The following is a 12148-nucleotide window of genomic DNA, read 5'->3' on the forward strand; positions in this document are numbered from 1 at the left end:
CAAATGAAATAGAAAGAGGAGTGTTTTACATGGGAAAACAAACTGCAGGAATTCATCATATAACAGCAATCGTTGGACATCCACAGGAGAACGTTGATTTTTATGCGGGAGTGCTAGGGCTTCGCTTAGTCAAACAAACCGTCAATTTTGATGACCCTGGTACCTATCATTTTTATTTCGGAGATGAGGAAGGAAAACCAGGAACGATCATTACCTTCTTCCCATGGGCTGGAGCGCGACAAGGCGTGATTGGTGATGGTCAAGTTGGAGTAACGACTTATGTAGTACCAACTGGTTCTCTGGAGTTTTGGAAAAAGAGATTAGAAAAATTTGATGTACCATTCACAATGGTTGAACGCTTTGGAGAGCAATATGTAAGATTTGATGATCCACATGGACTTCGTTTAGAAATCGTTGAAAGAGATGCAGGGGAAAAAAATACATGGTCTTTTGGTGGGATCACTCCAGAAGTGGCGATTAAAGGATTCGGTGGTGCGACACTATTCTCTACTCAGCCGAAAAAAACCGGAGAACTGTTAGAAAAGCAAATGGGATTTGAACTTGTTGGCGAGGAAGGGGACATGGTTCGCTACCAATCTCCAGCAGACATTGGAAATATCATTGATCTTAAAATGACTTCTAATGGTCGCGGTCAAATGGGTGTAGGAACCGTTCATCACATTGCGATGCGCGCGACCGATGATGCCGACCAATTAATTTGGCAAGAGCGTCTATCCTTGAATGGTTATGGTGTTACACCAGTGCAGGACCGGAACTATTTTAATTCGATTTATTTTCGCGAGCATGGTGAGATATTGTTTGAGATTGCGACAGATCTTCCAGGATTCGCACTTGATGAAGCTCATGATAAGTTAGGGGAAAAGCTTATGCTACCGGAACGATATGAAAAATTTAGGGGACAAATTGAACGAGGGCTGATTCCCTTTGAAGTGAGAGAGTTGAATTAATCCTAATTCTTACCTTTTGAAAGGGACTGATATCTAGCGCGGTTAGTCGCTTAGCAGGTACAAATTTTCATTAGAATGAGGGAAATAGGAGAAGGAGGTGGCAAATTTGTTGAAATCAATCGGAATCCATCACATCACGGCTATGGTCAATGATGCTCAAAGAAACATCGATTTTTACACGGATGTTCTTGGTTTAAGACTGGTGAAAAGAACGGTGAACTTTGAGCGACCAGAGGTATATCATCTCTATTTTGGAGATTACAGTGGGCAACCAGGTACGATCATCACTTTTTTTCCATGGGAAAAACAATTAAAGGGACGAATCGGGACTGGTCAGGTTGGGGTTACAAGTTATGTCATCCCTAAAGATTCGATGCCTTTCTGGAAAAATCGTCTTCAACAATTTGGGTTTGAATATGAAACGTCTATTCGTTTTGGAGAAAAAATTCTATCGTTTACTGATCCAGACGGTCTTGAATTGGAGCTCATCGAGCGTCAAGTTGAATCAAGCGATCATGAGGTTATGGGGTTTGCTGGTGCAACCCTGTTTTCGGCACAGCCTAATAAAACAGCGGAAATATTAGAGAATCTGTTCGGAATGAAATGTGTCGGGGATGAAAATGGATTTTTACGATTTAAAGCGGAGGCGTCTGTTGGCAATAGTATCGATATTAAGCTCACTCCATCGGTTAGAGGATTGATGGGAGCGGGGACGGTTCATCATATAGCCTTTAGAGCAAAAGATGAAAAAGAGTTATTCCAATGGAGAGAACTCCTTTTAGATAAAGGCTATAATCCAACAGAAGTTCGAGATCGAAACTACTTTAAATCTATCTATTTCCAGGATGAAGGTGGAATTCTTTTTGAAATCGCGACAGATATCCCAGGTTTTACGGTTGATGAATCGATTGAGCATCTAGGTGAAGGGCTAATGTTGCCACCGTGGTTAGAAACAAAAAGGGAAGCATTAGAAGATCAGTTGCCAAAAGTGGAAGTACGTATTGTGGAGGGAAATCAATCATGAAGCATATTTTTAATCAAGGAACAGATAAGACAAAACCAACCTTGCTTTTATTACATGGAACAGGGGGAAATGAGTTAGACTTACTGCCACTCGCTGGAAGAATTGATGATGAAGCCTCCGTATTAAGTGTCCGTGGCAATGCCCTTGAAAATGGAATGCCACGATTCTTCAGACGATTAGCGGAAGGAGTCTTCGACGAGGAGGATCTTATTTTTCGCACGAAGGAATTAAATCAGTTTCTCAATGATGCTGCAAAGGAATATGGATTTGATCGAGACAATGTGGTTGCCGTCGGTTATTCCAATGGGGCCAATATCGCAGCAAGTCTTTTATTTCACTACGATAATGCGTTAAAGGCGGCTATTCTCCACCATCCAATGGTTCCAAGAAGAGGAGTGGAACTTCCTGATTTAACTGGCAAGTCTGTGTTCATTTCAGCAGGTACGAACGATCCGATTTGCTCAGCGGAAGAATCCGAGGAATTAAAATCATTATTGGAAAATGCCAAAGTAAGTGTTGAGCTTCATTGGGAAAATCGAGGCCATCAATTAACACTTGACGAGGTAGTAGCTGCGGCTAAATGGTATCAAAAGATTCATGCATAGGAACATAAAAAGTAACAGAAACTAGGTGGTGGTTGTATATGGGCATTTTGTCCAAGCTATTTGGAAATTCACTGAAAAAGGAGTCTAAACCAATGTCAAATGTAAAATTAGCGGTCATTTATTACAGCATGGGTGGAACAAACTATCAATTATCAAAATGGGCAGAAGAAGGAGCGAAAGAAGTAGGCGCTGAAGTAAAGGTTTTAAAGGTACCTGAGCTTGCTCCTGCATCGGCTATCGAAGGGAATCCAGCATGGAAAGCTCATGTGGAAGCAACAAAGGATGTACCAGAGGTCAGTCTAGATGATTTAGAATGGGCAGATTCAATCATTTTTAGTGTCCCGACTCGTTTCGGTAATATGCCGTCTCAAATGAAACAATTTTTAGATACGACAGGTGGATTATGGTTCAACGGCAAACTTGTTAATAAAGTTGTCAGTGCGATGTCATCTGCGCAAAATTCTCATGGTGGCCAAGAAGCTACGATCCTTTCTCTTTATACAACGATGTATCATTGGGGAGCAATTGTCGCGACTCCAGGATATAGCGACCCAGTTATCTTCTCATCTGGTGGTAACCCCTACGGAACGAGTGTAACAGTTGACCAAAATGGAAAAATGATTGAAGACGTGGAGAACACTGTGAAGTATCAAGCAAAACGTACCGTGCAAGTAGCAGAATGGGTGAAAAAGGGAAATCAATAAAAATAATTTACTGGAACGTCATAGAACCGATTCCCCTTTATTTAATGAAAGTAGATTCATGATGCCACACTCTGGTGTGTTTTTGTGAAAAAGAGAAAGATTGTCCTCATAAGGGGTTCATGAGGACAACCTCTTGTGTGAAAAAGAGAAAGATTGTCCTCATAGAGAGTTCATGAGGACAATCTCTGGTGTGAAAAAGGGAAAGATTGTCCTCATAAGGGGTTCATGAGGACAATCTCTGGTGTGAAAAAGGGAAAGATTGTCCTCATAGAGGGTTCATGAGGACAATCTCGGTGTGAAAAAGAGAAAGTTTGTCCTCATAGAGAGTTCATGAGGACAAACTCGAGTGTGCAAAAGGAAAAGATTGTCCCCATAGAGGGTTCATGAGGACAAACTCGGTGTGAAAAAGGGAAAGATTGTCCTCATAAGGGGTTCATGAGGACAATCTCAGGTGTGAAAAAGAGAAAGATTGTCCTCATAGAGGGTTCATGAGGACAAATTCAGGTGTGAAAAGGGGAAAGATTGTCCTCATAAGGGGTTCATGAGGACAATCTCAGGAGTGAAAAAGAGAAAGATTGTCCTCATAGAAGGTTCATGAGGACAACCTCTTGTGTGAAAAAGAGAAAGATTGTCCTCATAGAGAGTTCATGAGGACAAACTCAGGTGTGAAAAAGAGAAAGATTGTCCTCATAGAGGGTTCATGAGGACAAACTCGGTGTGAAAAAAGAAAAGTTTGTCCTCATAGAGGGTTCATGAGGACAAACTCAGGTGTGAAAAAGAGAAAGATTGTCCTCATAGAAGGTTCATGAGGACAACCTCTTGTGTGAAAAAGGGAAAGTTTGTCCTCATAAGGGGATCATGAGGACAAACTGGGAGTGAAAAAGAGAAAGATAGTCCTCATAGAGGGTTCATGAGGACAACCTCGGTGTGAAAAAGAGAAAGAATATCCTCACAGAGGGTTTATGAGGACAAACTCATCAAAAGTGCATAAGAGAAAGATTGTCTCATGAGGACAACCTCAGATTGCTCTTTAGCATGCTCTGTCCTCATTAAATAGATGCTTTCAGACAAAAACATGAAAAAGCAAGTGAATGATCCTCACTTGCTTTATTTAATGGGCTTATTCTGAAAGTACCTTGTTATGTTTGTGCTACTTTTTTATCGCGGATTCTCACAAAATAAAAGGCTGATATCCATGCAGTGATGGGAATGATCAATGTGACTCCTGTCCCGGCACAAAGAATGGTGATCATTTCAGCACTGAATATTTTTGAATTGACGATTTCTCCAACAGAATAGGACAGGTCCTTAAACCAAATGAGCAAGGCCAAATAACCGCCAAAGAAGGCAAAGAAAAGCGTATTTGCACTCGTCCCGAGAATATCTCTCCCAATGCTCATGCCAAATTTAAATAAGTCTTTTCTACTGATGTTTGGATGATGATAAAAAGCCTCATACATCGGAGAAGAAATGGCGATCGCTGCATCCGTTATCGCTCCGATCGTACTCATAATAATCACCGCAGTAGCAAGCTTGACAAAATCAATTCCGATATAAAGGGAAAAGATGCCAAGTTCTTCTATTTCCTCTTCTCCAAAGCCTTGAATCATAGCTTTGTCAGTGATGACGATGATAAAGAGGAGTAAAATGCCTATCGTAAACAGAGTAGAAATAAAGGCTGTTTTTGTTTTAATATTAATTTCGTTTATATAAAACAAATTAATGCAACTAATAATCATGCAGGCAATGACGGTGATAACAATGGGATTTAGATTTGGATCATTCATAAATAACACCGCAAGAAGAACGACTACAAAATTAAGAAAAATCGCAAAGAAGGAACGTGCCCCTTTTTTACCTCCAATAATAGTCATTAAGAAAAATAATATTATTCCAAGTAATACAAGTACATTCATAATTTCGCCCTCTTTCGGTTAACAAAAAGCATCGTAACATAGAGACCAATGGGGATTGTGATGACAATGCCAATTCCGCCAGCTAAAGCCCGAGCTAGCTCTAAAGAAAGATTCATCGAAAGAGTAAAGCCTAAAGGAGACGCATTTTTAAAATAAAGGATAAGCATCGGAATCGATCCACTAATATAAGCGAAGAACAAAATATTGGTCATTGTACCCATAATATCCTTGCCAATTTCCATTCCTGATTTTCTTAATGCTTTATTCGAAATGTTACGGTCTTTTTCATACAATCCGAAGATGGAAGAAGACATGGTAATGGCCACATCCATGACAGCCCCTAGTGATCCGATAAATAAGCCGGCTAAAAAAACGAGCTTATAAGGTCGGGTAATAAATTGAATTTCTTCATATCGTAATCCTTGTTCATTTGTTACCGACATAACAGCATAAGTAATCAGCAGTGAAAAAAATGTTCCTAAAAGGGTAGCGATGATCGCCGCATACGTTTTTTCATTCATGCCATTGACCAGTAATAAGGAAATGACGGTGAATAAAATGATGCTAATACTACAGATGACTAACAAATGGATACCAGATGTTTGAAGATAAAAATCTAAAGCAAAAGAAAGCAGTACAGCGTTCACCACTAAGCTAATAATCGAAAAGAGTCCTTGTTTTTTCCCAACAAACAATAAGGTGAAAATAAAGGCCCAAGCAACAATAAGCAAGTATTTATCCCTTTTCACGTCCTGAATCGTTCCTGATAATTCAGATTGCGCCTCAGTTGCTTGATCAACCATCACAAACAATTCATTGCCAACTTTATATTCTTGATCGTAAGCACCTGAGTAAGAAAACTCATTTTCTATATGGATTTCCTCGCCCTTGTGGTCACCATTCATTACCTTGGCAACGAGGTGTTGGGTCGTGAGGACATCTCTATTGTCGTACATATCTACATTTTCGATTGACTCTTCTAAACTAACATCGATCACTTTAGCAATCGTCCGCTCGTACAATCCATAGTTGAAGTGAACAAATAGGAAGGATGAAAGAAAAAGAATCGCTAAAAGAATATACAGAAAAATATTTCGCTTTTTCTCGGTTGTTTTTGTTGTTAATATGTTCAAGAGAGGAACCTCCCAGTGGACTTCATGAATGGTCTAAGAATAGCAAGAATGATTTTACATCGTCAAGAAATTGCATAAAAATAGTTGTATTTTGCAAATAATTAACTATAATGAAATTAAGAGGTGGAAAAAATGGAAAATTTACGTGAAATATTTCAAGTGATGACAAGACGTTTTGGGTTCTTAAATAAAAATTGTTGCAGTGTGGGGGGGAATGAAGTTTCACTCGTTCAAAGTCATATTTTGTATGAGATTGACCGTCAGCATGAGCCATCGATGCAACAAATTGCGGAAACATTAGGGATTGATATTACGACTTTTAGCCGCCAGGTGCAATCATTGATAAAGATGAACTTGGTGAAGAAAACGCCAGCTCCTGAGGATAAAAGAATTCAGATTCTATCCTTGACGACGGAAGGGAAATACGTCGCAACAACGATCGATGAACAAATGAATCTTTTCCTCAATGAAGTATTTTCCCATATGAATGATTTCGAAAAGGAAACGGTTATTCGCTCCATTAAGCTGTTAAATGAGGCGATGGCGAAATCAAGTATGTGTTGTGGGAATATGTAGGGGTAATTCCCCGATGGATATTACTTGTAAAATACAAGTAATAATCTGGAACATTTGCAAATCACAAATGAAAAAGGAGCTGTCTGCATGCTGGGACAAATTTGGATGGATTTCATTTCAATTGCTTTTGAACTCACGATTCTTTTTATCGGGATATCTTTTCTCGTCAGTTTACTTCAAGGACTCATTCCATATGAAAAATTGAACTATTATTTATCTGGAAAAAACACATTTATCGGTGTGGTAGCAGCGATTATTTTTGCTTTTATCACTCCGTTCTGTTCCTGCTCAACCATACCTGTCGTCGTCAATTTGTTAAATAAGCACGTTCGTTTTGGCATTGTAATGGTCTTTTTATTCGCATCGCCAGTGTTGGATCCGGTCATTATTACGTTGATGACAGCTTTGCTAGGCTTGAAGGTCGCAGTCGTGTATACGATTGTCACAACCGTTCTATCCATCATCATTGGTTTATCTCTAGAGAAGCTTGGCTTTGAAAAAGCAGTCAAAAGAGTGAAAATGACGGGATATAAAGAACCAGAGGTGAAGTTTAGCTTTCGCTTCGCATGGAAAGAAACAGTAAATCTGATGAAAACCGTTTATCCCTTTCTATTAATTGGTGCAGGAATTGGCGCGATCATTCATGGAGCAGTCCCAACCGAATGGATTACAACCTATCTCGGTGAGGATAAATGGTGGCTTGTTCCAGTAGCTGCCATCATTGGAATTCCTCTTTATATTCGCCTGTCGACAATGATTCCTTTATCGCAAATTTTAATCGCAAAAGGGATGGCCTTTCCACCTGTAATGGCTTTAATGATCGCTTCCACAGGTGCTAGTTTACCAGAAGTGGCATTATTGAATTCAATTTTTCAAAAGAGATTGGTATCTGCGTTTGTTGTTTCAGTTGTCTTTATGGCGTCCACTTCAGGCTTTCTATTTTATCTCATTTAAAGGAGGTGAGAAAAATGGCATGGTTCAAGCGTAAAGCAGATACTGCTTGTTGTGATGTGAAAATTGAAGAAGTGGATAGCTCTTGCTGTGAAACATCAGAAGAGGCAAGCTCCTGCTGTGATGTGAAGATTGAAGAGATTAAGGAAGCGTAATGAGAATGCTAGTGGAGCCATTTTTTAAGATGGAAAATGGTTCCTTTTTTCTTATGTTCATCTTATGATTAAAAGAAGAATACGTATGGGGAGTGGGAACTGTGATCATTAGAGAAGCTATTTTTGAAGATATCGAATCGATTCGAACGATTTATAATGAAGGAATCGAAGATCGAATCGCGACATTAGAAACAGACGAAAAGGATCCTTCCTACATGGAAGAATGGTTTATCAAGCATGAGGGCAGATACAAAATTATCGTGGCAGAAGTAGGAGAAGAAGTTGTTGGATGGGCTGCTTTAAATCCTTATAACAATCGATGTGCTTATTCTGGCGTAGCTGATCTATCGGTGTATATTGCCCGCAATCACAGAGGAAAAGGAATCGGGACGAAACTATTAAAAGCCATCGATGAGGCTGCAAAAACAAGCGGATTCCACAAAATTGTCTTATTTACTTTTCCATTTAACGAAATGGGTCAGAAGCTATATGTTAACAACGGATATCGTGAAGTAGGAACCTTTAAAAATCAAGGTGTTCTTGAAGGGAAGTTTGTCGATGTGATGGCGATGGAGAAGTTGCTCTAAAACAAAAGGTCATCCATTGGTGGATGACTTATGTTTTTGGGAAAAACCGTAAGCTATGGGCAATCAAAAATTGTGCAGCATAATAGGTGGTCATGATGAAAATATCAGAATGAGGTACGGCTGAAACGAACATATTCCAGGACAAGAAAGAATCAGAAATGACAAATAAAATACTTCCTACTATCACCCAAGCATTTCGAGTTAAGAATGCCATCCAACACATGAACAATATGACGAGAAGATAAATAAAAACTGGAAGGGCTAAGCTATAATTAAGTTCTTCAAGTAATGCACCCAGTACATGGTATCCCATCACTACCCCATAAACGCCAAGTGGTAAGATCACGATTAACGCGAGGGATGATAAACGGCGAAAACGGAAAAAGCCAGCGATATAAATCAAGTGTCCGATTAAAAATGCAAGTAGGCCGAGAATGAACCATCTGCTGATTAGCCCGTCTCCAAGCATACAGAAAAATAAGCCCCACCAAATAATCCAAAGTGTCCGTGATTGATGCAGACGTATTTGTTTATAGGCATAGATAAGGATGAGCCACATCGGAATCAATTTGCATAATATTTTCAGTGCTTCCGGATCGCTCGGAATGATAAAAATATAGAATACGCTCGTTAATAATATGAAAATCGGTAGTCTGTACCTTTGCAATATATTCATCCTCTCAACCTTGTTATCTACTTTCATTGTAACTTGTGTTTAGATTAATTGAAAACCTTTTCAGAGTAAAAAAGGTGCTGCCTAAACAGCCCCTTAGTACACTTCATTTTTCATAACGGGAATCCAAATCTCACTGTTAACAGATGGTGAAGTTAGGTCCTTATCTTTAATGGACAAAATTTCGGGTCCTTCTGCAATTTGATAGCCAGAAGATGGAAACCACTCAGCGTATATTCTTCCCCAGGTTTCTTGTAAGGTAGTAGGAAAAGGCCCTGCTGATTCAAAGACTGCCCAAGTCAATGCAGGTACTTCCAGTTTGGAAAATCCTTCGGGGCATTCTTCTGTTGTTGCCACTCCAATATATTGATCCAGTTCGCCTTTTTCTTCCATTCGTCCATCTGAAAAGTTTGTGGATGCTTGAATCATTCCTGTAGGCTCGATATTTGAAAGCCTCTTTAATTGTTCTATTTTTCCCATTGTTAGAGATTTCCACATTTTTGTGATTTCTGGATTTTCCCCTTCAAAAATAATCGGAACTCTTTTCATGATTCCAATCAGGTGAAAGGCTTCCTTTTCTTCTAATCGATAGTTCATTTCGTTTCCCCCTTTAATGGATAGTTGAAAGGTCATAGGTGGATAAGCTTTTAACCTTTGGTCATTGTTTCTTGCTTCTGACGGTGTTATCCCATGGATATGTTGGAAAGCTCTCGCAAAAGAGTCTGGTGATTGATAGCCATACTTCAGCGCCACATCAATTATTTTGAGGTGCCGATTTTGCAGTTCTAATGCTGCCAAACTAAGTCGTCTTCGGCGAACATACTCTGATAACGTAACGCCAGCAAGAAAAGAAAACATTCTTTTAAAATGATATTCCGAACAGTGGGCGATTTTTGCAACTAACTTATAATCAATTTCGTTCGTTAGGTTTTCCTCTATATAATTCATGGCATCGTTCATGTTCTTAAGTAAATCCATTGTATGACCTCCTTTGCTAATAGCATAGCAGGATTAGAACATTTTGATCCGATAATTTGTGCACGATTTTGTAGGATGGAACTCTATGTTAATAATTATTGACTATGAATTACTTCCCCAAGTAAAAAAATGCAGCCAAAAAGGTGTACGTATTGTATTATCAAGGATTGACCCTTGATAATATTTTAATTGTTGAATTCTATTTAATTGCTATGCTTATTTTGTCATGATATTTCTACTACTGACTAGTCAACTAGCGTTTATTGCTGTATTGCTCTTGATCATGTTTACTACTGATTTTTTCGGCTTGTTTTTGATAGAATAGCGGGGGATTAAAATGAAGGAGACAAAAGAAAACGCTCAGATTTCAAAAAATCTTTGAGCGTTTGATATGATGTCTTTTTCAACTATAGCTAACCGTACGTTTACTAAGGTTATTTATGAACTCAAACTTTCAACGAGAAGATAAATACCTGTAAAACTCAAAAGGATATATGTAATTATTTTGAAAATCCGTTGATTAAGATGTTTGAAAATAATCTGACCTATAATCAAACCTAAAAATACAATCGGAATTGCAAAAATACTTGATTCCCAAATTAATTTATTAGTACCAGAAATGACTATTTGAGTAATTAGACTAATAAAGTAAATAAACAGATAGAAGGCTAAAGTAGTTGCTCTTAACTTCCCTTTTTCAGTGTCAGTTCCTGAAAAGTAAAGTAATAACGGAGGACCTGGCATCCCAATACTTGTTGTTAAAAGACCAGATAACCCACCGACTATGAGATCCCTAATACGAGTTGACGTTATTCTAAAATTAACTATTAATAACAATGTTACTACTAAGAGCAGTACACTAACGCCTATTTTAAAAGCGTTAATGTTAATGGAAATAAAGACTAATATACCAAAAGGTACACCCACTATACTTCCAATAATAAACCTCCTTAAAAGTGAGAAATCAATGTCTGTACTTATATTCCGTATTAATGAAATTGAAATAAGTAATGATAAAATGATGTTTATTTGTATCGCTTCTTGCGGAAGAAACAATATCAATAATAAAGGTGTCGCCATTATGGAAAATCCAAAACCTGTACTTGTTTGCAGGACAGAAGCCACTAATATGATACATAAGAAAATAAACACAGTCTCCCCATTTGACCTCCAATAATATTTTAAGCTACTAGTATTGTATCATTGATTAATTTTCTCTTTAAATTAATCAACCAGCTTCGTTTGTTTAATTACAGTCCTTCACAACTTTTCACTTATTTTAGAATACGATTACTCACTTGGCTGATTTAAATCAGCATAGCAAATCACGTACTAACTAAAACAATAAATAGTATTTTGACAATAGCTGTTTTATGTTATTTGGGTTGCGATTTTGCCTGTTCGCCATCGTAATTTCGTTCTGCAAGTAGATTAGGAACCCGTATTATTGCGCAAGCCTCTTTAGTTCCCCACATTTTTCTGCTTCATTTTTTCCCTTTTATGAATCATATGATTGGTTCCCCATTCATGCATCGCGTTTAAAATCGGTTCTAGGCTTCTTCCATATTCTGTAATCGTATATTCGACTTTGGGTGGCACCTGCGGATACACTTTTCGTTCGATGATATCTTCCTCTTCCAAGTCCCTTAATTGGTTCGTTAGCATTTTCTGCGTAATTCCAGGAACACTACGTTTCAACTCACTAAATCTTTGAGTACCATTCTTTAATAAGTGCAATAATATAAGGGGTTTCCATTTTCCAACTAAAATCCCTAAAGCATCGTCGACACGACATAATTCTGGTTCAATTTTCATTTTGTCTTCCTCCTATAGTATCCTTTTGTATACTATACCACTTGAAAGTGCGTACTTCATTAA

At 38.4% G+C, this 12148-nt stretch carries 14 protein-coding genes; 8 read left to right on the top strand and 6 right to left on the bottom strand.

The features are described from left to right. Positions 1 to 29 precede the first annotated feature (29 nt). The 4 genes from AA0X71_RS04500 (at position 30) to wrbA (ending at position 3301) form a co-directional block, all read left to right on the top strand. Positions 30 to 968 carry a ring-cleaving dioxygenase gene (locus AA0X71_RS04500; protein ID WP_413359698.1) on the top strand — a complete coding sequence of 313 codons (939 nt, stop codon included), beginning with the start codon at positions 30 to 32 and terminating at the stop codon, positions 966 to 968. Between the two features lie 106 nt (positions 969 to 1074). After that, positions 1075 to 1992: a ring-cleaving dioxygenase gene (locus AA0X71_RS04505; RefSeq protein WP_413359701.1), complete on the top strand. Its 918-nt coding sequence runs from the start codon at positions 1075 to 1077 to the stop codon at positions 1990 to 1992. Then, positions 1989 to 2597: an alpha/beta hydrolase gene (locus tag AA0X71_RS04510; RefSeq protein WP_413359703.1), complete on the top strand. Its 609-nt coding sequence runs from the start codon at positions 1989 to 1991 to the stop codon at positions 2595 to 2597. Before AA0X71_RS04505 ends, AA0X71_RS04510 begins: the two co-directional genes overlap by 4 nt. A gap of 38 nt (positions 2598 to 2635) precedes the next feature. Continuing rightward, entirely contained in the window at positions 2636 to 3301 is a 666-nt protein-coding gene (gene wrbA, locus AA0X71_RS04515) for an NAD(P)H:quinone oxidoreductase (protein WP_413359706.1), read from the top strand. Positions 3302 to 4440: 1139 nt separating this feature from the next. Here wrbA and AA0X71_RS04520 read toward each other — a convergent pair. Then, complete coding sequence (locus AA0X71_RS04520) at positions 4441 to 5217, bottom strand: YibE/F family protein (protein WP_413359708.1); 777 nt, start codon at positions 5215 to 5217, stop codon at positions 4441 to 4443. Further along, entirely contained in the window at positions 5214 to 6350 is a 1137-nt protein-coding gene (locus AA0X71_RS04525) for a YibE/F family protein (protein ID WP_413359710.1), read from the bottom strand. The genes AA0X71_RS04520 and AA0X71_RS04525 overlap by 4 nt, the downstream gene beginning before the upstream one ends. 132 nt (positions 6351 to 6482) lie before the next feature. On the opposite strand from AA0X71_RS04525, the gene AA0X71_RS04530 reads away from it, so the two are divergent. The 4 genes from AA0X71_RS04530 to AA0X71_RS04545 all read left to right on the top strand — a co-directional run bounded on the left by AA0X71_RS04530 (position 6483) and on the right by AA0X71_RS04545 (position 8619). Beyond that, entirely contained in the window at positions 6483 to 6926 is a 444-nt protein-coding gene (locus tag AA0X71_RS04530; protein ID WP_413359712.1) for a MarR family winged helix-turn-helix transcriptional regulator, read from the top strand. A gap of 87 nt (positions 6927 to 7013) precedes the next feature. Continuing rightward, complete coding sequence (locus AA0X71_RS04535) at positions 7014 to 7880, top strand: permease (protein WP_413359715.1); 867 nt, start codon at positions 7014 to 7016, stop codon at positions 7878 to 7880. Positions 7881 to 7894: 14 nt separating this feature from the next. Beyond that, positions 7895 to 8032, top strand: coding sequence for a hypothetical protein (locus AA0X71_RS04540; RefSeq protein ID WP_413359717.1), 138 nt, complete (start codon positions 7895 to 7897; stop codon positions 8030 to 8032). Positions 8033 to 8124: 92 nt separating this feature from the next. Next, positions 8125 to 8619, top strand: a complete 495-nt coding sequence (locus AA0X71_RS04545) for an arsinothricin resistance N-acetyltransferase ArsN1 family A (RefSeq protein WP_413359718.1) — start codon at positions 8125 to 8127, stop codon at positions 8617 to 8619. Positions 8620 to 8647: 28 nt separating this feature from the next. Here AA0X71_RS04545 and AA0X71_RS04550 read toward each other — a convergent pair whose 3' ends face one another. The 4 genes from AA0X71_RS04550 to AA0X71_RS04565 form a co-directional block, all read right to left on the bottom strand. Further along, a complete protein-coding gene (locus AA0X71_RS04550; protein ID WP_413359720.1) occupies positions 8648 to 9286 on the bottom strand; it encodes a lysoplasmalogenase in 639 nt (212 codons plus the stop codon). A 102-nt stretch (positions 9287 to 9388) separates the two neighbouring features. Beyond that, complete coding sequence (locus AA0X71_RS04555) at positions 9389 to 10270, bottom strand: AraC family transcriptional regulator (RefSeq protein ID WP_413359723.1); 882 nt, start codon at positions 10268 to 10270, stop codon at positions 9389 to 9391. Between the two features lie 438 nt (positions 10271 to 10708). Then, the gene (locus AA0X71_RS04560; RefSeq protein ID WP_413359727.1) at positions 10709 to 11422 is read right to left on the bottom strand and encodes a sulfite exporter TauE/SafE family protein; all 714 of its coding nucleotides are present in this window, start codon (positions 11420 to 11422) and stop codon (positions 10709 to 10711) included. Positions 11423 to 11731: 309 nt separating this feature from the next. Next, complete coding sequence (locus AA0X71_RS04565; protein WP_413359730.1) at positions 11732 to 12085, bottom strand: winged helix-turn-helix transcriptional regulator; 354 nt, start codon at positions 12083 to 12085, stop codon at positions 11732 to 11734. Between the last annotated feature and the right edge of the window lie 63 nt (positions 12086 to 12148).

The organism is Robertmurraya phoenicis (assembly GCF_047302285.1).
Taxonomy (GTDB): Bacteria; Bacillota; Bacilli; order Bacillales; family Cytobacillaceae; genus Robertmurraya.